Here is a 20,581-nt window from a genome sequence, read left to right as displayed (position 1 = left end):
GTGCGCGGCTGCTCGCACGGCTGGGACTTCGGTCCTGCCTGGGGCTATCGTCAGGGTCCGCGAACAGACGCGCAACTGCTGTGCACGAACGTGCAGTCACCAAGGAGGGTGAATGGCCGACCGGGACCAGGACGTGCTGCGCGCGGCGTCGATGTACTACCTCCAGGACGTGAAGATGGAGGTCATCGCCCGGCACCTGGGCACCTCGCGCTCCACGGTGTCGCGACTGCTCAAGCAGGCGCGGGAGAGCGGCCTGGTCGAGATCACGCTCCGGCCGTCGACCACCCGCGGCCCCGGTCTGGGACGGTCGATCTCCGCCGCCTTCGGCATCGAGACCTACGTGGTGCCGGTCCCGGACACCGCCGAGGAGATCGAACGCCTCGACCAGGTCGCGAGGACCGCGGCCCGGCTGCTGTCCAGCTGGTTCGACTCGGACATGATCCTGGGCGTCGCCTGGGGCACCACGCTGGCCGCGATCAGCCGCCGGCTGCAGCCCAAGGCCACCCGCGGGTCGGTGGTGGTGCAGCTCAACGGGGCGGCGAACACCCGCACCTCCGGCATCGAGTACGCCAGCGACCTGATCGCGTCCTTCGGCGCGGCCTACGGGGCCGCGGTGCACCACTTCCCGGTCCCGGCGTTCTTCGACTACCCGGAGAGCAAGCAGTCGATGTGGCGGGAGCGGTCGGTCCGCCGGGTGCTGGACGAGCAGGCCCGGGCGGACATCGCGCTGTTCTCGGTGGGCTCGGTCACCGGGTCGCTGCCCTCGCACGTGTACTCGGCCGGGTATCTGGACTCCAGTGACGTCGACCTGCTGCACGACCAGGGCGTGGTCGGGGACGTGTGCACCGTCTTCCTGCGTGCGGACGGCTCCTGGCAGGACGTCCCGTTGAACGCCCGGGCCACCGGTCCGACGCCCGAGCAGCTGCGGCGGATCCCGCGCCGGCTGTGCGCGGTCGCGGGGGACACCAAGGCGGTGCCGCTGCTCGCGGCCCTGCGTGCGGGGACGGTCACGGACCTGGTCGTCGACGAGCGCACCGCGGCCCGGCTGCTGGACCTGGTCTGATCCCGGCGCGGCGCCGGAGTCTCGCTGTCCGGGACGCGCGACGTGCGGGAGGCGCGGCCGGTCGTAGGTTGGGTCCGTGACCTCGCGCGATGACACCCCGATCCGGATCCGCCCCGCCCTGCCCGCGGACGTGCGACGGATCGGCGCGCTGGTCCAGCCCTACGCGGACGAGCGCATCCTGCTGGCCAAGGAGTGGGTCGGCTACTACGAGGCCGTGCAGGAGTTCCTGGTGGCCGAGGCGCCGGACGGCACCCTGATCGGCTGCGGCGCGCTGCACGTCATGTGGGAGGACCTGGCCGAGATCCGCACGCTCGCGGTCGCCGGCGACTGGCGCAAGCGCGGGGTCGGCCATCTGCTGCTGGACGCGCTGACCGAGCGGGCGCGCGGCCTCGGTCTGCGCCGGCTGTTCTGCCTGACCTTCGAGGTCGACTTCTTCGCGGGACACGGCTGGTCGCCGATCGACGGCACCCCGGTCGACCAGCAGGTGTACGCCGAGCTGCTGCGCTCGCAGGACGACGGCGTGGCCGAGTTCCTGGACCTGGCGCGCGTGAAGCCGAACACCCTGGGCAACACCCGGATGCTGGTCGAGCTGGACCGCGGGTGACGGCGGACGCCGCGCCGAGCACGGAGGAGGTCGGGCGCCGGGCGGAACGGCTGAAGGAGCGCGTCTACGTCACGTTCGCGGCGCTCGCCGTGGTGATCGCCCTGCGCGATCACCTGGAGAGCCCCGGCGCCGCGACCAGGACGCTGGCCATCACGGTGGGTGGGACGCTGCTGGCCGTCCTGGTGGCGGATCTGGTGTCGCACGTGGTGGTGCATCAGGCGCTGCCGGACCGGGACGAGCTCCGGCACATGCTGTCGGTGACCCGCAGCGGGCTGCTCCCGGTGGTCCTCCCGCTGCTGTACCTCGCGATGGCGACGGCGGGCATCTGGTCGGTGGGTGCCGCGCTGCGGGCCTCGACGATCGCGCTGGTCGTGACGCTGGTGGTCATCGGCTGGGCGGCCGCGCGCCGACTGCGGCTGACCCTGGTCCAGCGACTGGTGGTGCTGGGGGCCGAGGGGGTGCTCGGCGTGGGGGTGGTGCTGCTGGAGCTCGCCGCGCACCGCTGACCCGGGTGTCAGCTCGGCAACCGGTACGCCGGCTCCTCGTCCGACCCCACCTGTTCCACCAGGCCGTCCGCGAGCAGTGACGCGAGGCACCGCTCACGCTGCACGTCGTCCGACCACACGGCCGCGATCGCGAAGGCCGGTGCGGGTTCCAGGGCCTCGCGGAGCAGCGCCATGATCCGGCCGCGCACCTGACGGTCGGTTCCCGCCCAGGCCTGGGTCCGGCGGCGGCCGGCGTGCGCGTCGGCCGGGAACCCGGCGGCACGCCAGGCGCACAGGCCGCGGACCGGGCAGGCCTCACAGCGCGGTGACCGGGCGGTGCACACCAGTGCGCCCAGCTCCATCGAGGCCGCCGCCCAGCGTGCGGCCGCCGCGTCGTCGCCGGGCACGAAGGCCCCGGCCAGGCGGCGCTCGGCGGCGGTCAGGGCGGGCGCAGGCAAGGCGATCCCCTCGGCGACCCGGGCCAGCACCCGGCGGACGTTGGTGTCGAGCACGGTGGAACGCAGTCCGTGGGCGAAGGCCCGGACCGCGGCGGCGGTGTACTCGCCGATCCCGGGCAGGGCGCGCAGCTCGGTGTCGTCGGTGGGCAGCTCGCCGCCGTGCCGCTCGACGACGGCCCGGGCGCAGTCGCGCAGGCGCAGCGCCCGGCGGGGGTAGCCGAGCCGGTCCCAGGCGCGCAGCACGTCCGCGGGGGCGGCCGCCGCCAGGTCGGCGGGGGTGGGCCAGCGGGTCATCCAGGCGCGCCAGGCCGGTTCCACCCGGACCACCGGGGTCTGCTGCAGCATGACCTCGCTGACCAGGACGCCGTAGGGGGTGCGGTCCTCCGCTCGCCAGGGCAGGTCGCGGGCGTGGCCGACGAACCAGTCGACGGTGAGATCGCGGATCTCCGCGATCTCCTCGGCGGGGACCGGCTCGAGGTCGGGGCTGGCGGCGGCAGGCACGGGGGACATCCTCACATCCGGCGTGCCGCACCCGGCGCGGCCCGGCGTGCTGGCTACGGTGTTCGGCAGGCGGACGGGGAGGAGTCGACCATGAGCGTGCTGCGCCCGACCGGGCCGGAACCGGCGGCTGTCTACTGGCGACGGCGAGCGGTGGTGCTGCTCGCACTGGTCGTGGTCGTCGTCCTGGTGGTCGTGATCGTGCGGGCCCTCACCGGCGGTGGTCCCGCCGAGCCCGCCGCGGACCCGGCACCGAGCGAGAGCACGCAGACCGAGGAACCGGACGCGGGGGCGGTCGCCTGCGACCCGGCGAACCTGACCATCCAGCTCAGCGCGGACGCGACGACCTATCCGGAGGGCGCGGCGCCGCTGTTCACCGCGACCATGACCAACTCCGGGACCACCCCGTGCCTGCTGGACGCCGGGGACGCGCAGCGGCAGATCGTGGTCACCTCCGGCACCGACCGGATCTGGGCCAGCACCGACTGCGGCGGGGGTGAGGCGCTGCAGCTGCTGCTCGGTGCGGGGCAGGCCGACCAGCGACAGACGCAGTGGGACCGTACCCGATCGGACGAGGCCTGCTCCACCGGGCTGCCCGCGCCGGGCGCCGGGACCTACCAGGCGGTGCTCACCCTGGACGGCGTGAGCACCGACCCGGTGGTCTTCACGCTCGGCTGATCAGGGCGTGACCACGATCTTGCCGCGGGTGTGGCCCCCGGCGAGCTCGTCGTAGGCCTCCGCGGCGCGCTCCAGCGGGTAGCTCGCGGACAACTCGATCCGCAGGTCGCCGTCGGCCGCGAGCTGCGCGAGCTCGGCCAGGTCGTCGGAGTCGGGGCGGACCCACACGTAGTCACCGCCGAACTCGGTGCGGGCGCGCGGGTCGGCGATCGACACGACGGCCCCGCCCGGGCGGCGCAGCTGATCGGTGGCGTCCATCGCCGGTCCGCCGACGTAGTCCAGGATCACGTCCACGCCCTCGGGCGCCAGGGCACGGACCGCGGCGACCAGCCCGTCGCCGTAGTTCACCGGCTCGGCCCCCAGTGCCCGCAGGTAGTCGTGGTTGCGCTCGGAGGCGGTGCCGATCACGTGAGCGCCGGCCCGCACGGCCAGCTGGACGGCGATCGACCCGACGCCACCGGCCGCGGCGTGCACCAGGACGGTGTCGCCGCTGGTCACGCCGGAGCGGCGCAGGCTCTGCAGCGCCGTCAGACCGGCGAGCGGCAGCGCGGCGGCCCGGTCGAAGTCGAGTCCGGCGGGCTTGCGGGCGGCGGTGCGCACCGGGACCTGCACGTACTCGGCCAGGGTGCCGTCCTGGACGGTGTCCTTGCGGGCGTAGGCCAGGATCTCGTCGCCCTCGGCGAACTCCGGCGTGTCCAGTCCGGCCTTCACCACCACGCCGGCGACGTCCCAGGCCGGGATCGCCGGGAAGCGGGTGTCGATGATCCCCTGGAGGTACCCCTCACGGACCTTGTAGTCGACCGGGTTGATCCCGGCGGCCACCACCTTCACCAGCACGGAGTCCGGGCCGACGTGCGGCTCGGGCTGTTCGGTGACCTGCATGACCTCGGCGCCGCCGAAGCGGTCGTAGCTGACTGCCTTCATGCTTCGCGCAACCAGGGGCGGCGCGCGGGCATTCCGTCAGACGTAGCGCTCCAGGATGCTGGACTCGGCCAGCCGGGACAGCCCCTCGCGCACGGCGCGGGCCCGCTGTTCGCCGACGCCGTCCACCGCCATCAGATCGTCGATGCTCGCCGCGAGCAGCTTCTGCAGGCCGTTGAAGTGGCCGACCAGGCGGTCCACGATCGCGGCGGGCAGCCGGGGCACCTTGGACAGCAGACGGTAGCCGCGCGGGGCGACCGCGGAGTCCAGCACCTCGACCGCGCTGGGGAGGCCGAGCACCCGGGCCATCGCGGAGAGGTCGAGCAGCTCGGTCGAGTCCAGGGCGGCGAGCGCGGTCTGCACCTGCTCCTGGGTCCGGCGCGCGGTGTCGACGTAGTCGCGGACCACCAGGTCGGCGTCCGACCCGACCCCGCCGGTGAGCTCGTCCAGCTGGAGGGACAGCAGCCGGCCGTCGGTGCCGAGCTCGACCACGTAGCCCGCGATCTCCTCCGAGATCCGGCGGACCATCTCCAGCCGCTGCACCACGACGCAGACGTCGCGCACGGTGACCAGGTCCTCGATCTCCAGTGCGGACAGGGTGCCGGCGACCTCGTCCAGGCGGGACTTGTAGCGCTCCAGGGTGGCCAGCGCCTGGTTGGCGCGGGCCAGGATGGCGTCGGCGTCCTCCAGCACGTGCCGCTGGCCCTCGACGTAGAGCGCGATGATCCGCATCGACGCGGACACCGAGATCACCGGCAGGCCGGTCTGCTTGGCGACCCGCTCCGCGGTGCGGTGCCGGGTCCCGGACTCGGAGGTGCTGATCGAGGCGTCCGGCAGCAGCTGCACGGCCGCGCGCAGGATCCGGCCCCGGTCGGGGTCCATCACGATCGCGCCGTCCATCTTGGCCAGCTCGCGCAGCCGGGTGGCGGAGAACTCGACGTCCAGCTCGAACCCGCCGGAACAGATGCTCTCCACGGTGGCGTCGTGGCCGAGGACGATCAGCGCGCCGGTGCGGCCGCGCAGGATGCGCTCCAGGCCGTCGCGCAGTTCGGTGCCGGGGGCGACGGCGGCCAGGGTGGAGCGGAGCAGATCGTCCGCCGGGAAGGTGGGCACGCCGCGATCCTACGGGTCGGGCCGGTTCCGCGGTGGGTGAGCCGCCCGGCGTGTGGGCGGTCGCGGTTAGCGTGGCCGCGTGAGCACCAGCACCTCTCGTTCCTCCCGCGCGGCCCGGACGCCCCGGGCCGGTTACCGCTGCTCGGAGTGCGGCTGGACCACCAGCAAGTGGGTGGGCCGGTGCGGCGAGTGCCAGACCTGGGGCAGCGTGACCGAGGACGGCGGTGCGGGGGGTGCCGCGCCGCGGACCGTGGCGAGCACTCCGCCACGGGGTGCCGCCCGGCCGATCGCGCAGATCGACGTCGAGACCAGCCGTTCGCGCCCGACCGGGGTGGACGAGCTGGACCGCGTGCTCGGCGGTGGCCTGGTGCCCGGCGCGGTGGTGCTGCTCGCGGGGGAGCCCGGGGTGGGCAAGTCGACCCTGCTGCTCGACGTGGCCAGCCGGGTCGCGGAGTCCGAGGGGCGCACCGTGCTCTACGTGACCGGCGAGGAGTCGGCCGGTCAGGTCCGGCTGCGGGCGGAGCGGATCGGTGCGCTGGCCGATCGGCTGCTGCTGACCGCGGAGACCGACCTGTCCACCATCCTGGGGCACATCGAGCAGTCCGGGCCGGACCTGCTGGTCCTCGACTCGGTGCAGACCGTCGCCTCCGCGGAGGTCGAGGGGTCGCCGGGCGGGGTGGCCCAGGTCCGGGAGGTCGCGGGGTCGCTGATCGCCGCCGCCAAGCAGCGCAACCTGTCGGTGGTGCTGGTCGGCCACGTGACCAAGGACGGCTCGGTGGCGGGCCCGCGCACCCTGGAGCACCTGGTGGACGTGGTCTGCCAGTTCGAGGGTGACCGGCACTCCCGGCTCCGCCTGCTGCGGGCGACCAAGAACCGGTTCGGCCCGACGGACGAGGTCGGCTGCTTCGACCTGAACGAGAGCGGGATCGTCGGGCTGGCGGACCCCTCCGGGCTGTTCGTGTCCAACGAGCGCCATCACGTGCCGGGCACCTGCGTCACGGTCACGCTCGAGGGGCGGCGGCCGCTGGCCACCGAGGTCCAGTCGCTGGTGGCCCCGAGCATGCTGTCCAACCCGCGACGGACCACCAGCGGCGTCGACGGGTCGCGACTGGCGATGGTGCTGGCCGTGCTGCAGCGGCGGGCCGGGCTCAAGGTCGCCGACCAGGACGTGTACGTGTCCAGCGTCGGCGGTGCGCGGGTGGTCGAGCCCGCCGCGGACCTCGCGCTGGCGCTGGCGACGGTGAGCTCCCGGGAGAACGTGCCGCTGCCGCCGCGGCTGGTCGCGATCGGCGAGGTCGGGCTGGCGGGGGAGATCCGGCCGGTGACCGGGACGGTGCGCCGGCTGTCCGAGGCGGCCCGGCTGGGCTTCACCCACGCGGTGGTCCCGGCGGGATCGATCGAGCCGGGTCAGGCGCCCGCCGGCATGACGGTGGCGCAGGCGGCGGACCTGATGGAGGCCGTCCGGGCGACCCGCACTGGTGGCTGACTGAACAACTGTTTAGTCTGCTGTACATGCGTTCAGCAGACGACCTCACCGCCCGGGCCCGGATCCGGGACGCCGCAATGCTGTGCTTCGCCCGGGACGGGTTCGGCGTCGGCGTACGGGCGATCGCCGAGGACGCGGGGGTCAGCCCGGCGCTGGTGATCCACCACTTCGGCTCCAAGGACGGGCTGCGGGCGGCCTGCGACGACGAGGCGCTGGCCCGGATCCGGCACCGCAAGGAGCAGTCGCTGACCGTCGACACCCCGAGCGAGGTGATGGCCGAGCTCGGTGACCTCACCCGGTACGGCCCGGTCTTCGGCTACGTGGTGCGCAGCCTGGCGGTCGGGGGCGCCCTGGCCGGCCGGTTCGTCGACCACATGGTCGAGGCCACCCGGGAGTACCTGGCCGCCGGCGAACGGGCCGGCACCGTGCGTCCGTCCCGCGACCCCGAGCTGCGTGCCCGGTACGCGGTCGCCCAGAGTGTCGGTCTGCTGCAGCTGACCCTGATCGAGGCCGAGGCGGGACGTGCGCCCTCGCCGACGCTGGAGCCGGTCGCGGCCTTCGCGGAGCTGGCCCGGTGGGCCGTGCTGCCCGCCCTGGAGCTCTACACCGAGGCGATGCTCACCGACACCGGGATGCTCGACGCCTACCTCGCCCAGCAGGAGGACCGATGACCAGCAGCATCGTGATGTCCGGCGTGGTCAAGCGGTTCGGACGGCGCACCGCGCTGGACGGCCTCGACCTGGAGGTCGCGACCGGGGAGGTGCACGGGTTCCTCGGACCGAACGGTGCGGGGAAGTCGACCAGCATCCGGGTGCTGCTCGGACAGATCCGTGCGGACGCCGGACGGACCGAGCTGCTGGGCGGCGATCCGTGGCGGGACGCGGTCGCGCTGCACCGGCGACTGGCCTACGTGCCGGGCGAGGTCGCGTTGTGGCCCAGCCTGACCGGCGGCGAGGCGATCGACCTGCTCGGACGACTGCGCGGCGGGGTCGACCCCGTCCGGCGACGGGAGCTGACCGAACTCTTCGAGCTGGACCCGACCGTGCGGATGCGCGCCTACTCCAAGGGCAACCGGCAGAAGGTCGCCCTGGTCGCCGCCCTGGCCGCCGACACCGAGCTGCTGCTGCTCGACGAGCCGACCAGCGGCCTCGACCCGCTGATGGAGGCCGTGTTCACCGAGTGCATCCGTCAGGTCGCCGCGCAGGGCCGGACCGTGCTGCTGTCCAGTCACATCCTGGCCGAGGTGGAGGCGCTCTGTGACCGGGTGACGATCGTCCGCGGCGGTCGGCAGGTCCGCTCCGGCACCCTGGACGAGCTCCGGGGCCGCACCCGCACCTCCGTCCGCCTGCAGGTGGCGGACGACGACGCGGCGACCGCCCTGGTCGGCGAGCTCGACGCGACCGACGGGGTGCACGACGTCGACCGGGACGGCGCCCGGGTCCGGTTCCAGGTCGACGGCGACCGGCTGCCCGACCTGCTGGAGTCGCTCGGCCGGCACCGGGTCCACGCGCTGACCGCCCACCCGCCGACGCTGGAGGACCTGTTCCTGCGCGAGTACGGCGGCGTGCGATGACCGGCGCCTGGCAGCTGGCGCGGGCCGGGCTGCGGGCCGAGCGGGTGCGCCTCGCGGTCTGGGCGCTCGCGGTCTGGCTGATCACGGCCGGTTCGGTGAGTTCGGAGTCGCAGGTCTTCGGGACCGCTGCGGCCCGGGCCGCCCGGGCCGAGCTGATCCGGTCGCCCGCTGCCACCGCCCTGGCCGGACCGGGCTACGGCCTGGACGACTATACCCTCGGCGCGATGGTGGCCAATGAGCTGCTCGGCTGGGTGGCACTGCCGGTCGCCCTGATGTCCGCGTTCCTGGCCGTGCGGCAGTTGCGCGGGGCCGAGGAGTCCGGATCGATGGAGTTGGTCCGGGCCGCCCCGGTCGGACGCGCCGCACCGGTGCCCGCGGCGCTGACCGTGGTGCTGATCGCGGACGTGGTGATCGGCGCAGGGCTGGTGGTGGTGCTGATCGCCGGGGGCTTGCCGCTGCCCGGTGCACTGGCCTTCGGCGCCGGAGCGGCCGGGGTCGGACTGGTGTTCGGCGCGCTGGGGGCGGGCGCCGCACAGCTCACCGCCCGGGCCAGGACCGCCTCCGCGTCGGCCGCGGCGCTGGTCGGCGTCGGCTACCTGCTCCGCGCAGTCGGCGACGTGCGCGCCCCGGAGTCCGGCAGCGTGCTCAGCTGGCTCAGCCCGTTCGGGTGGGCGCAGGCCGCGCGGGCCTGGGTCGGCGAACGGTGGTGGCCGCTGCTGCTGCTCCCGGCGGCCGCGCTGTGCTGCGCCGGGATCGCCGGCCGGGTCGCCGCCCGGCGTGACCTCGGGTCCGCCCTGGTGCCGGATCGACCCGGGCGCTCCACCGCCTCACCCCGGCTGCGCGGGCTGTTCGCCGTGACGGTGCGTCGACAGGGCGGGTCGGTGCTGGCCTGGACGCTCGGCGCGGCCGCCCTGTGTGCGCTGGTCGGGGTGCTCGCCCGGCAGGTGCTCGACTTCGTGGCCGAGCAGCCGGACCTGGCGCGGATCCTGTCCGCCGGCGGCAGCGGTCCGGCGACCGACCCGGTCTTCGCCCGGTACCTCGTGCTGGCCACCTGCCTGGCGGCCGCGGCCGGGGTCTCGGGCACCGCGGCGTTGCACGGCGAGGAGCTGATCGGCCGGGCCGGACACGTCCTCGCCGGACCGGTGGCCCGGGTGCGGTGGCTGCTGCCTCAGCTCGCGGTGCCCGTGCTCGGCTCCGCGCTGGTGCTCGTCACCGGCGGGCTCTCGATGGGGCTGGCCGCCGCGGGCACCCTCGACGACCCCGGCCAGATCCCGCACCTGACCGCGGCGGCGCTGGTGAACCTGCCGGTGGTGTGGTTGCTCACCGGTCTGACCGCTCTGCTCGTGGGCGCGGCACCCCGGTGGCTCGCCGTCGGGTGGGCCTACCTCGGATACGTGGCGCTCACCGGTCTGCTGGCCGGCCTGCTGCCCGACGGCGCGGACGCGCTGTCCGTGCTGCGCCTGATGCCCTCGTTGCCCGGTGACCCGATGGCCTGGACCCCGGTCCTGGTGTGCGGAGCGGCCGCGGTGGCGCTGGTCGGCGGTGGGGTGTGGGGTCTGCGGCGGCGCGATCTGGTGGCCTGAGCAGGGCACCCGGACGACACGACGACGCCCCGATAACCCGGAAGGGTGAAGGCGCGACGACTAGGCTGCCCGGGATCATGCGGGGAGACACCAATGACTGAGCGCGACACCCGGTCGGACCAGACCGTCGACACCGACGGGCAGCGGTCCGCCGACCCCGCGACTCCGGCCGCGACCCCGCCGCCCGCGGTGCCGTCCGCCTTCGGCAGTGCGCCGGCGGGATGGCAGCCCGGTACGTCCACCACGATGTCGGACGCCTCCGCCCCGGCCGAACCCGCGCCGGTGACCGGCACGCATCCGCTGCCCGTGGTGCCGAGTCGGCGCTCGCTGCGCGGCAAGCCGCCGGTGAGCACGGCGGCGATCCCGGTGGTGCCGAAGCCCGTCGCCGGTGCGCCGGCGTCGACACCGGCCGCGCCGCCGACCCCCACGACCCGACCAGTGGCACCCTCGAACGCGCCCGCCCCGTCCGCCGTCGGCGCCGACGCTCCGACCGCAGCCGTAGCTCCGACCGCATCCGATGCTCCGACCGCAGCCGCGCCCGCGACCCGGCTCTCCGGCTCCGTCCTGCCGCGTCGCACGGCCGGAAGCCGTGCCACCGTCGCCGATGCCGCTCCGGCGGCCACCGGCTCCTCCGTCGATGCCGCTCCGGTCGCCACCGGGTCCTCCGCCGTGCCGCCCGCCGTCAGCTTCGATCAGACCGTCGCCGGGCCGGACCCCTCGTCGGCCGTCCCGGCACCGCCCACGCCGACCCCGCAGCCCGCCTGGCACCCGATCACCGGTGCGACGCAGGTCGTCGCGGCCGCGGACGCGCCCTGGAAGCCGGTCACCGGTGCCCAGCCGGTGGTGCCGGCCGCCGCACCGCGCGCGATCGCGACGCCGTCGACGCCGGCCGGGCAGCCCGATCCCACCCGGCCGCAGCTCGTGCCGACCGGGCACGCCTCGGCTCCCGAACCGCCCGCGTCCGGGGCAGTCGACCACTCGGAGGAACCCGTGTCCGACACCCGTCGCAGCCGTCGCGGCCTGTGGATCACCCTGATCGTCGTCGGTGTCCTGGTGCTGGGAGGTGCCGGTGCGGCCGCCTGGTACCTGATGAACCGGGATCAGCCGGCCGCCGAGCAGCAGGTGGTCCAGGCGCCGTCGCCGACCAGTGCGCTGACGGCGATCGACCGGACCGCCACCACCGCCTTCGCCGCGGACCTGCCCGCCACCGTGCTGCAGTACGCCCTGACCGCCACGGCGGACGACGCGGAGTGGACCGGTGCCGGGGCGCTGGAGTCGTACCTCGACACCTACGCCGACGAGGCCGGTGACCAGCTGACGGTGCACTCCGGCCAGTGGGCGACCGCCGAGGAGGCCACCGCGCAGCAGGCCGCGCTCGCGACCGCCGTGACCGGTGAGGTGCTGAGCACCGGACCGGTCACGGTGGCCGGGACGGACACCGGCGTCGTGACGGTCGTCGACCGGGGCGACGGCACCGGCACCGCGGTGTGGAACAACGGCACCGCGGTGTTCGTGCTGACCGCCCCGGTCGCCGACGTGAGCAACGCTTTCGCCGCCTACCCGGTCTGATCGCGGGCTCAGTCGCCGCTGAGGTCGTACACGGTCGTCCCGTCGACGTCCTGGGCGGTGTAGTTCTCCTCCACCCAGGACGTGATCTCCCCGGCGGCGTCGGAACCGCTCGACGACTGGCCGATCGAGTCGCCCGCGATGAAGTAGTGGATCCGGCCGTCGGCGACCAGCGCCTGGAACTCCGCCAGCGTGGGCGAGGGGTCCGAGCCGTTGAAGCCACCGATCGGCATCACCGACTCCTCGATCGCGAGCTGGTACGACGCGGCATTCTGGGACCCGACGGTGGCGGCGGCCCAGGTGTACTCGTCCGCGTCGGTGAGCAGCAGCTCGGCGACCTCGTCGCTGACCTCGGTCCCGCCGAGCAGCCCGCCCATGCCGCCCGTGCCGCCCTGTCCGCCGGTCGAACCACCGGTGGCACCACCCGGCACCGACGGCATTCCGGTGCCGTTGCCGCCGGTCGTTCCGTTCGAGGAGGTGGAGCCGCCCGGTCCGCCGGTGCCGCCGCCGTTCTGACCGCCGCCGTTCTGGGCGCCGGTCCCGCCCGGTGACCCGGCACCCGGAGCGCCGCCGCCGTTCCCGCCCGGGCCGCCGCCGGTGCCGCCGGGAGCGCCGCCCGGGCCGCCCGACCCGGTGCTGACGCTCGGCCCCGCGGTGACGATCGAGCCGGTGTGGCCGGTGGAGACGGTCTGCAGCGTGTAGGCGGTCGGGCCCGCGAGCCCGGCCAGCAGGGCCAGACCGGCCCCGGTGCGCAGCAGGAGGCGGCCCCGGTGCGCCGGACGGAGGAGACGGCCGGCGAGCAGGGCACCCGCGGCGAGCACGCTCGTCACCAGCACCACCCAGCGCAGCCAGCCGAACCAGTCGGCGCTGCGGCCCAGCAGCACCCACGCCCATCCGCCGGTGCCGACGGTCACCGCTGCCACCAGCGGAACCGCCCAGCTCAACCGCCGATGCCGCCAGAGCTCGGCCGCGCCGATGCCGACCAGCGCCGCCACGGCGGGAGCGAGAGCCACCGTGTAGTAGGCGTGGAAGATCCCGGCCATGAAGGAGAAGGTCACCGCGGTGACCACCAGCCAGCCGAGCCAGATGACGACCATCGCCCGGCCGCTGTCGGTCCGGGGCAGACGGCGGAGCAGCCACAGCACGGCGACCGCGACCACCAGGGCAGCGGGCAGCAACCAGGCGATCTGCCCGCCGACCTCCCCGCCGAACAACCGGCCGAGGCCGGTGGAGCCCCACCCGCCTCCGCCGCCGCCGACCGAACCGGTCTCATCGCCGGTGATCCGGCCCAGGCCGTTGTAGCCGAAGGTCAGCTCCAGGAAGGAATTGTCCTGGGACCCGCCGATGTACGGCCGCCAGGACTCGGGCACCAGCTCGACCAGGGCGACCCACCATCCGCCCGCGATCACCATCGCCAGCACGGCGAGCAGGCCGTCGCGGATCCGGCGGCCGATCGTGACCGGCGCAGCCCACAGGAACGCGAGGGCGATGCCGGGCAGGACCAGGAACGCCTGCAACTGCTTGGTCAGGAACGCCAGTCCGACCAGCGCTCCGGCCAGCACCATCCACCGGGTGGTGCGTGGGCCCTCGATCGCCCGCAGCGCGGCGGCCACCGACAGGGTGAGCAGCAGCACGAGCAGGGCGTCCGGGTTGTTGAACCGGAACATCAGCGCCGCGACCGGGGTCAGGGCGAGCACCGTCCCGGCGATCAGGGCGGCCCCCGCGGAGAACCGGCGGCGGACCGAGCTGTAGAGCACGCCGACCGTCGCCACGCCCATCAGCGCCTGCGGGACCAGGATCGACCAGGACGACAGCCCGAAGATCCGGACCGACAGCGCCATCACCCACAGCGACGCGGGCGGCTTGTCCACCGTGATCGAGGCGGCGGCGTCCGACGCGCCGTACAGGAAGGCGCGCCACGAGGTGGACCCCGCCTGGACGGCCGCCGAGTAGAAGGAGTTCGCCCAGCCGGAGGACGACAGGTCCCACAGGTACAGACCCGCGGTGACCGCCAGGAGGGCGACGACGGCGCCCTTCTCCCACCCGGGCCGCTGTCGCCAGCGCGGGGAGAGGTGGCCGGTGCGCGCGGCGTGCGGCACGCGCGCCGCGGCGGGCGCCGGGTCGCTGATCGTCGGGACCGGGTCCGGTCCGGTGGTCGGACGGTGGGTGATGCTCATCGGTGCTCCCCGGGGACGGAGGTCGTGGTGGTCCGGGCGGCGTCGGCGCGGTACGGGGCGGGCGGCCGTCCCGGTCGATCCGGTCGCGACGCGGCGGGGACGGTGGGCGTGGTGGGGGTCGCGGTCGCGCGGGACGAGCTCCCGCGGAACACCCAGGCGCGCAGCAGCAGGAAGCGCAGCACGGTGGCACCCAGATTGGCCGCGACCAGGACGGACAGCTCGACCGCGCGGGAGGCGCCCGGCGCGGTCTGGTGCAGCACCGCCAACGAGCCCGCGGTGAGCGACCAGGCGACGCCGAAGACCAGCAGCCCCTGGCCGTGCTGCCGGGCGAGCCGGTCCGGACCGCGCAGGCCGAAGGTGAGCCGCCGGTTCGCCGCGGTGTTGGCCACCGCGGTGACCAGCAGGGCGGTGACGTTGGCCAGCTGAGCGCCGAACGGGCCCGCGAGCACCAGGTACAGCAGCACGTAGGCGAGCGTGCTCGCCACGCCGATCAGCGCGAACCGGAGCAGCTGGTGCAGCAACGGACGTCCCGGTGGTGCGGAGCTCCGCGAGGGCCGGGGCAGATGCTCCGCGACCTCGGCCAGGGGCAGCCGTCCGGCGAGCAGATCGCGGCCGATCCGGATCGTGCCGCGCAGGTCGGCCAGGGCGGTGGCCACGATGTCGACCCGGGAGTCCGGGTCGTCCACCCAGTCCACCGGCACCTCGTGGATCCGGAGCCCGGCCTTCTCGGCCAGCACCAGCAGCTCGGTGTCGAAGAACCAGCCGGTGTCGGCGACCAGGGGCAGCAGCTCGTGCGCGGCGTCGGAGCGGATCGCCTTGAACCCGCACTGGGCGTCGGAGAACCGTGCGGCCAGGGCGCCGCGCAGCATCAGGTTGTACCCGCGGGAGATCACCTCCCGCTTGGGACCTCGTACCACGCGGGAGCCCCGGGCCAGCCGGGTGCCGATCGCCAGGTGGGAGTGCCCGGAGATCAGCGGGGCGACCAACGGGAGGAGAGCGGCCAGGTCGGTGGACAGGTCGACGTCCATGTAGGCGAGCACCTGCGCATCCGACCCGAGCCAGGCGGTGTGCAGCGCGCGCCCTCGGCCTTTCGCGTCGAGATGGAGCACCCGGACCCCGGGCAGCTCGGCCGCGAGGCGCCGTGCCACGGCGAGGGTGCCGTCGGTGGACGCGTTGTCGGCGACCGTGAGCCGCGCGGGGTAGGGGAACCGGGAATCGAGGAAGGCGCGCACGGTCCGGACCGCGTGCTCCAGCCCCCGCGCCTCGTTGTAGACCGGGATCACCAGGTCCAGCACCGGGGGTGTGACGGGTGAGGTGTCCATGCGATCGAGCGTCGGCCGGTGATCTCCGACCGACGTGAGCAGGGACTGGGCACCGCCTGTGAGGGAAGAGGAGCGCGGACCGACGGGTTGTGCCGGAGTGACCCGATCGCACCGACCGGGCACCAGACGACCCGACGATCGAGGGACGCCGACCCACGGGGCCCGGCGTCGAGGAGGATCATGACCCGCATCGGCACCACCGACCTGGACGTCCTGCCGCTCAACCTGGGCGGCAACGTCTTCGGCTGGACCGCGGACCGGGACCAGTCGTTCGCCGTGCTGGACGCGTTCGCGGCGGCGGGCGGCAGCTTCATCGACACCGCCGACGTCTACTCGCAGTGGGTGGAGGGCAACTCCGGCGGTGAGTCGGAGACGATCATCGGCGAGTGGGTCGCCGCACGCGGCAACCGCGACGACGTCGTGATCGCGACCAAGGTCGGCCAGGCCGCCGCGCAGCCGGGGACCTCCCGTGCCGCGGTGCAGGCCGCGATCGACGGCTCGCTGCGCCGGCTCGGCACCGACCACGTCGACCTGTACTACGCGCACATCGACGACCAGGACACCCCGCTGGAGGAGACGGTCGCCGCGCTCGGCGAGGTCGTCGCCCAGGGCAAGGCCCGCTACGTCGCCGCGTCGAACTTCACCGCCGACCGGCTGGCCAAGGCCCTGGCGATCGCGGACGAGCTCGGGGTGGCCCGGTTCGTGGCGCTCCAGCCGCACTACAACCTGGTGCACCGGGACGAGTACGAGGGCCCCCTGCAGGACCTCGCGGTCGCGGAGGACCTGGCGGTGCTGCCGTACTGGTCGCTGGCCAGCGGGTTCCTCACCGGCAAGTACCGGGACGGCGCCACCGTCGACTCCCAGCGCGCGGGCGGTGCGGGCCGGTACCTGGACGACCGGGGCCGGAACGTGCTGTCCGCGCTGGACCGGGTCGCCGCCGAGACCGGTGCGTCGGTCACCACCGTCGCGCTGGCCTGGTTGCGGGCCCAGCCCGGGATCGCCGCCCCGATCGCCAGCGCGCGCACGACCGAGCAGCTGCCCGACCTGATCGCGGCCGCGACCCTGGAGCTCAGCGGCGCCCAGGTCCAGGCGCTGACGGACGCCTCCGCCTGAGCGGAGCCGTCGGGTCGGGGTCCGGACGGCAGGGGGACCCGTCCGGACCCCGACCGCTCCTCCGGTCGCCCCGGTCTCAGGCCACCGGGTCCGCGCGCGGCAGCCGGACCGTGAACGTGGTCGCACCCGGGGTGCCGTCCGCGACGATCGTGCCGCCGTGCGCCGTGACGACCGCGCGCACGATGGCCAGGCCCAGCCCGGTCGAGCCGGCGGCGCGGTTGCGGGACTCGTCGCCCCGGGCGAAGCGCAGGAACAGGCGGGACAGCAGCGGCTCGGGGATGCCCGGCCCGTCGTCGCGCACCCGCAGCACGACCTCGGAGCCCTCCTCGCGCACGGACACCACCACCCGGGTGCCGGCGGGGGTGTGCACCCGGGCGTTGGACAGCAGGTTGAGCAGCACCTGACGCAGCCGGTGCTCGTCGCCGATCACCGGTGCGGGCGGCTCGTCGTCCTCCTCGCCCAGGTCCAGCCGCCAGTCGTGGTCCGGCCCGGCGACGTGCGCGTCGGCGACCGCGTCCACGGCGAGCCCGGCCAGGTCGACCTCCTGCAGGTCCAGATCGCGGCCGGCGTCCAGGCGGGCCAGCAGCAGCATGTCCTCGACCAGGGTCGTCATCCGCCGCGCCTCCGACTCCACCCGGCCCATGGCGCGCAGCGCGTCCTCCGGCAGGTCCTCGGGCAGGCGCTGCACCAGCTCGGCGTAGCCCCGGATCGAGGCGAGCGGAGTGCGCAGCTCGTGCGAGGCGTCGGCGACGAACCGGCGGACCTGGGTCTCCGACTCGTGCCGGGCCGTCAGAGCGGACTCCACGTGCCCGAGCATCTGGTTGAGGGCGGAGCCGACCTGGCCCACCTCGGTGCCCGGGTCGGTGTCCTGCTCCGGCACCCGCTCGGCGATCTCCACCTCGCCGCGGGCCAGGGGCATCTGGGCGACCCGGGTCGCGGTGGCCGCCACCCGGTCCAACGGGCGCAGCTCGCGCCGGACCAGCACGGTGGCCAGCCAGGCGCCGACCAGCAGGCCGATCGCCGCGACCGCGATCTCCACCGCCAGGAACTTGTCGACCGTCGAGGTGGCACCGGACAGCGGCAGGGCGGTGATCGACAGATCACCGTCGTCGTTCGTGGTGGACACCACGCGGTAGCTGCCGAGCTCCGGCAGCTCCACGGTGACCATCGCGCCGCTGGGGGTCAGGCCGAGCAGCACGTCGAGCTGCTCGTCGGTGAGCTGCTGGCTCACGCCGTCGTCGTCGAGGTAGCCGGACAGTGTCTGGCCGTTCAGCTGGTAGACGTTCACGGTGCCGACGTCCTGGCCGGGCAGGCCGAGCGCGGGCGGCACGTCGGTGCCGGTGGTCGGCGGGGTGGGCTCGGTCCCGGACGAGTCACCGGCGGTCGGTGCGTCCGTGGGCATCCCGTCCCGGAACCGCTCCGGCGCCTGCTCCGCGCGCTGGCTGGCGGACTCCAGCCGCTGGTCGATCTGCCCGATCAGCGAGCTGCGCAGTGCCAGGGTGGACACCACGCCCATGACCGCCGCCACCGAGGCCAGCAGCACCAGCACCACGGCGACCAGACGGCGGCGCAGCGTCCAGCGGGTGCGCGGGCGGGCGGCGGCGACGCTCACGCGGCGGGCTTGAGCACGTAGCCCACGCCGCGCAGGGTGTGCAGCATCGGCTCGCGGCCCTTGTCGATCTTGCGACGCAGGTAGGACACGTACAGCTCGACGATGTTCGCCTGCCCGCCGAAGTCGTACTGCCAGACCCGGTCCAGGATCTGCGCCTTGGACAGCACCCGCTTGGGGTTGCGCATGAAGTAGCGCAGCAGCTCGAACTCGGTGGCGGTCAGCCGGATGTCCTCGCCGCCACGGGTGACCTCGTGCGAGTCCTCGTCCATCACCAGGTCGCCGACGGTCAGGACGGCCTCCTCGCGCTGGTTGACCGCGCCGGTCCGGCGCAGCAGGGCACGCAGCCGGGCCACGACCTCCTCCAGGCTGAACGGCTTGGTGACGTAGTCGTCGCCCCCGGCGGTGAGCCCGGCGATCCGGTCCTCGACCGCGTCCTTGGCGGTGAGGAACAGCACCGGCACCGTCGGGTGGGTGGCGCGGATCCGGCGCAGCACCTCCAGACCGGACAGGTCGGGGAGCATGACGTCGAGCAGGATCACGTCGGGGTCGAGGTGCTTGGCCTGCTTGATCGCGGTCTGGCCGGTGAGCGCGTGCTCCACCTGCCAGCCCTCGTAGCGCAGGGCGGTGGACAGCAGCTCGGCGAGTGTGGCCTCGTCGTCGACGACGAGGGCGCGGACGGGCTGGCCGTCCGGACGGGTCAGGGCTTCGCGGGTGAGTGTGGAGGCGGTCATGAGTTCACTGTGCGTCCGCTGGCTGAACCGGTCCTGACGTGAGCCTGTGAGAACCCTGTGGGTCCTCAGTCGTCGGCCACGATCGACAGCACGTTGCCGGCCGGGTCGGTGAACCAGGCGATCAGCGGACCGCCGCCGCGGAACACCCCGTCCTCGTCGGTCTGGGTCGGCGTGCCCTCGTAGCGCTCGAACTCGACGCCCCGCCCGCGCAGCTCCGCCACCGTGCCGGGGACGTCCGCCACCCGGAAGTTCAGCACGGTGAAGGACGCCGGCACATGGGCGTCGCCCTTGGGATAGAGCAGCACGTCGGCGCCGGTGCCGAGCCGGAGCCAGAGCAGCCCGTTCACCGGGCGCGTCTCCAGACCGAGCGTCTGCCCGTAGAACCGCTGTGCCGCGTCGATGTCGTCCACCGAGTACCCGCTGAACGGGTTGCCGAGATCGGCCATGGCCGGAACCTCCCCGGACGGTGGCCACCACGATGTGGCCGTGTGCTCTCAGAGTGACGCGCGGCGGTCCTGTGCGCACCCCAGGGGTTCCGTGCACGTTCGGTGTGCGGGGCCCCGGTGAATCGGCTGCCGTCCCCGCCGTCGCCTACGGTGAGCGCCATGACCTCCGTCCACGCCCCGCTGCCGCCCGCTCCCGCGCGGGTGCCCGGTGCCCGGCGCTCCGGTGCGGCGGTGGCGTGGACCGTGCTGGTGGTGCTGGTCGCGGCGTCGGGTGTGGTCGGGTGCTGGCGGTTGTTCGTCGGGACCGAGCACGGTCAGTCGGTCGACCAGGCGGCCCTGGAGGGTGCGCACATCGGCCAGACCACGCTGTGGCAGGTCGCCGAGCCGGTGCTGGACGTGGTGTCGGTCGGTTTCATCGTGGCGGCCGTGCTGGCCTGCGGGACGATCGCGCTGATCCGGCGGCGGTGGTCGCTGGCCATCGCGGCCACCGTGGTGCTGGGCGGCGCGAACATCAGCACCCAGGTGCTCAAGAAGCTGGTCTGGGACCGCCCGGACTGGGGACACGGCCCGGACTTCAACACGCTGCCCAGCGGGCACACCACCGCGGCGGCGTCCGTGGCGGTGGCGGTGCTGCTGGTGGTCCCGCCGCGGGCCCGGCCCTGGGTGGCCGTGCTCGGCGCGGGCTATGCCGGGGCGACCGGGATCTCCACCCTGGTCGGCCAGTGGCACCGGCCCTCCGACGTCGTGGCGGCGCTGCTGGTGGTGCTGGTCTGGGGTGCGCTGGCCTGCCTGGTCCCCGCCGTGGGCGTCCGCGAGCACCGGGTGACCCCGACCGCCGCGGTGCCGGTCGTGTCCCGCCATCCCGTGGGCCGCACCGGCGACCGGGTGGCCATCGTGCTGCTCCTGCTCATCTCGCTCGGGGCCGGCATCACCGGCGCCCTCGGTCTGGTGAGCACCTGGCACGCCGCCGACCCGCTCGCCGACCGCGCTTCGCTGCTGACCGCCTACGGTGGTGGCGCACTGGGCATCGTGGCGGTGGCCGCCCTGTCGTTCGCCGTCCTGGTCGCGCTGCGCCGATCCGCGGTGGCCGCCGGGCTGCGGGACGGTCCGTCGTAGAGTTCCCCCGTTGTCGTCTCACCGAGGAAGCAGGAA

The 20,581-nt window shown here is 74.4% G+C and carries 19 protein-coding genes; 11 read left to right on the top strand and 8 right to left on the bottom strand.

Annotation, left to right across the window (positions count from 1 at the left end):
• Positions 1-112 precede the first annotated feature (112 nt).
• The 3 genes from OGL89_RS00880 to OGL89_RS00870 all read left to right on the top strand — a co-directional run bounded on the left by OGL89_RS00880 (position 113) and on the right by OGL89_RS00870 (position 2,173).
• Positions 113-1,063 carry a sugar-binding domain-containing protein gene (locus OGL89_RS00880; protein WP_263117918.1) on the top strand — a complete coding sequence of 317 codons (951 nt, stop codon included), beginning with the start codon at positions 113-115 and terminating at the stop codon, positions 1,061-1,063.
• 76 nt (positions 1,064-1,139) lie between these two features.
• Positions 1,140-1,667, top strand: coding sequence for an amino-acid N-acetyltransferase (locus tag OGL89_RS00875; RefSeq protein WP_263117917.1), 528 nt, complete (start codon positions 1,140-1,142; stop codon positions 1,665-1,667).
• Entirely contained in the window at positions 1,664-2,173 is a 510-nt protein-coding gene (locus OGL89_RS00870) for a hypothetical protein (RefSeq protein WP_263117916.1), read from the top strand. Before OGL89_RS00875 ends, OGL89_RS00870 begins: the two co-directional genes overlap by 4 nt.
• Before the next feature lie 8 nt (positions 2,174-2,181).
• Here the strand turns inward: OGL89_RS00870 and OGL89_RS00865 are convergent, their stop codons facing one another.
• Positions 2,182-3,054, bottom strand: coding sequence for an A/G-specific adenine glycosylase (locus OGL89_RS00865; protein ID WP_263117965.1), 873 nt, complete (start codon positions 3,052-3,054; stop codon positions 2,182-2,184).
• A gap of 147 nt (positions 3,055-3,201) precedes the next feature.
• On the opposite strand from OGL89_RS00865, the gene OGL89_RS00860 reads away from it, so the two are divergent.
• Positions 3,202-3,786, top strand: coding sequence for a hypothetical protein (locus tag OGL89_RS00860; RefSeq protein ID WP_263117915.1), 585 nt, complete (start codon positions 3,202-3,204; stop codon positions 3,784-3,786).
• Here OGL89_RS00860 and OGL89_RS00855 read toward each other — a convergent pair whose 3' ends face one another.
• A complete protein-coding gene (locus OGL89_RS00855; protein ID WP_263117914.1) occupies positions 3,787-4,710 on the bottom strand; it encodes an NADP-dependent oxidoreductase in 924 nt (307 codons plus the stop codon). It lies immediately after the preceding gene.
• 36 nt (positions 4,711-4,746) lie between these two features.
• The gene (gene disA / locus OGL89_RS00850) at positions 4,747-5,820 is read right to left on the bottom strand and encodes a DNA integrity scanning diadenylate cyclase DisA (RefSeq protein ID WP_263117913.1); all 1,074 of its coding nucleotides are present in this window, start codon (positions 5,818-5,820) and stop codon (positions 4,747-4,749) included.
• Positions 5,821-5,899: 79 nt separating this feature from the next.
• On the opposite strand from disA, the gene radA reads away from it, so the two are divergent.
• From radA to OGL89_RS00825, 5 genes are all read left to right on the top strand, one after another.
• Positions 5,900-7,306 (top strand): DNA repair protein RadA, encoded by a 1,407-nt coding sequence (gene radA, locus OGL89_RS00845; RefSeq protein ID WP_263117912.1) that lies wholly within the window; start codon positions 5,900-5,902, stop codon positions 7,304-7,306.
• A 26-nt stretch (positions 7,307-7,332) separates the two neighbouring features.
• Entirely contained in the window at positions 7,333-7,977 is a 645-nt protein-coding gene (locus OGL89_RS00840; RefSeq protein ID WP_263117911.1) for a TetR family transcriptional regulator, read from the top strand.
• Complete coding sequence (locus OGL89_RS00835) at positions 7,974-8,879, top strand: ABC transporter ATP-binding protein (protein WP_263117910.1); 906 nt, start codon at positions 7,974-7,976, stop codon at positions 8,877-8,879. The genes OGL89_RS00840 and OGL89_RS00835 overlap by 4 nt, the downstream gene beginning before the upstream one ends.
• A complete protein-coding gene (locus OGL89_RS00830; protein WP_263117909.1) occupies positions 8,876-10,462 on the top strand; it encodes an anibiotic ABC transporter in 1,587 nt (528 codons plus the stop codon). The genes OGL89_RS00835 and OGL89_RS00830 overlap by 4 nt, the downstream gene beginning before the upstream one ends.
• Positions 10,463-10,555: 93 nt before the next feature.
• Positions 10,556-12,031 (top strand): hypothetical protein, encoded by a 1,476-nt coding sequence (locus OGL89_RS00825; RefSeq protein ID WP_263117908.1) that lies wholly within the window; start codon positions 10,556-10,558, stop codon positions 12,029-12,031.
• Positions 12,032-12,039: 8 nt separating this feature from the next.
• Here OGL89_RS00825 and OGL89_RS00820 read toward each other — a convergent pair whose 3' ends face one another.
• Both OGL89_RS00820 and OGL89_RS00815 read right to left on the bottom strand, forming a co-directional pair.
• Positions 12,040-14,205 carry a glycosyltransferase family 39 protein gene (locus tag OGL89_RS00820; protein ID WP_263117907.1) on the bottom strand — a complete coding sequence of 722 codons (2,166 nt, stop codon included), beginning with the start codon at positions 14,203-14,205 and terminating at the stop codon, positions 12,040-12,042.
• The gene (locus tag OGL89_RS00815) at positions 14,202-15,527 is read right to left on the bottom strand and encodes a bifunctional glycosyltransferase family 2/GtrA family protein (RefSeq protein ID WP_263117906.1); all 1,326 of its coding nucleotides are present in this window, start codon (positions 15,525-15,527) and stop codon (positions 14,202-14,204) included. The genes OGL89_RS00820 and OGL89_RS00815 overlap by 4 nt, the downstream gene beginning before the upstream one ends.
• Before the next feature lie 180 nt (positions 15,528-15,707).
• Here OGL89_RS00815 and OGL89_RS00810 point away from each other — a divergent pair, with 180 nt between their 5' ends.
• Complete coding sequence (locus OGL89_RS00810; protein ID WP_263117905.1) at positions 15,708-16,640, top strand: aldo/keto reductase; 933 nt, start codon at positions 15,708-15,710, stop codon at positions 16,638-16,640.
• A gap of 76 nt (positions 16,641-16,716) precedes the next feature.
• Here OGL89_RS00810 and OGL89_RS00805 read toward each other — a convergent pair whose 3' ends face one another.
• From OGL89_RS00805 to OGL89_RS00795, 3 genes are all read right to left on the bottom strand, one after another.
• A complete protein-coding gene (locus tag OGL89_RS00805; protein ID WP_263117904.1) occupies positions 16,717-18,252 on the bottom strand; it encodes a HAMP domain-containing sensor histidine kinase in 1,536 nt (511 codons plus the stop codon).
• On the bottom strand, positions 18,249-18,983 hold the full coding sequence (locus OGL89_RS00800) for a response regulator transcription factor (protein ID WP_276581769.1): 735 nt from the start codon (positions 18,981-18,983) through the stop codon (positions 18,249-18,251). The genes OGL89_RS00805 and OGL89_RS00800 overlap by 4 nt, the downstream gene beginning before the upstream one ends.
• A gap of 65 nt (positions 18,984-19,048) precedes the next feature.
• The gene (locus OGL89_RS00795) at positions 19,049-19,429 is read right to left on the bottom strand and encodes a VOC family protein (protein ID WP_263117903.1); all 381 of its coding nucleotides are present in this window, start codon (positions 19,427-19,429) and stop codon (positions 19,049-19,051) included.
• Positions 19,430-19,588: 159 nt separating this feature from the next.
• Between OGL89_RS00795 and OGL89_RS00790 the strand changes: the two genes are divergently transcribed.
• Positions 19,589-20,545: a phosphatase PAP2 family protein gene (locus OGL89_RS00790; protein ID WP_263117902.1), complete on the top strand. Its 957-nt coding sequence runs from the start codon at positions 19,589-19,591 to the stop codon at positions 20,543-20,545.
• The last annotated feature ends 36 nt before the right edge of the window (positions 20,546-20,581 follow it).

The organism is Cellulomonas sp. RIT-PI-Y, from assembly GCF_025642745.1.
In the GTDB taxonomy this organism is placed as follows: domain Bacteria; phylum Actinomycetota; class Actinomycetes; order Actinomycetales; family Cellulomonadaceae; genus Cellulomonas.
The sequence above is the reverse complement of the archived record's forward strand: the minus strand, read 5'-3'. Positions and strand labels throughout refer to the sequence as shown.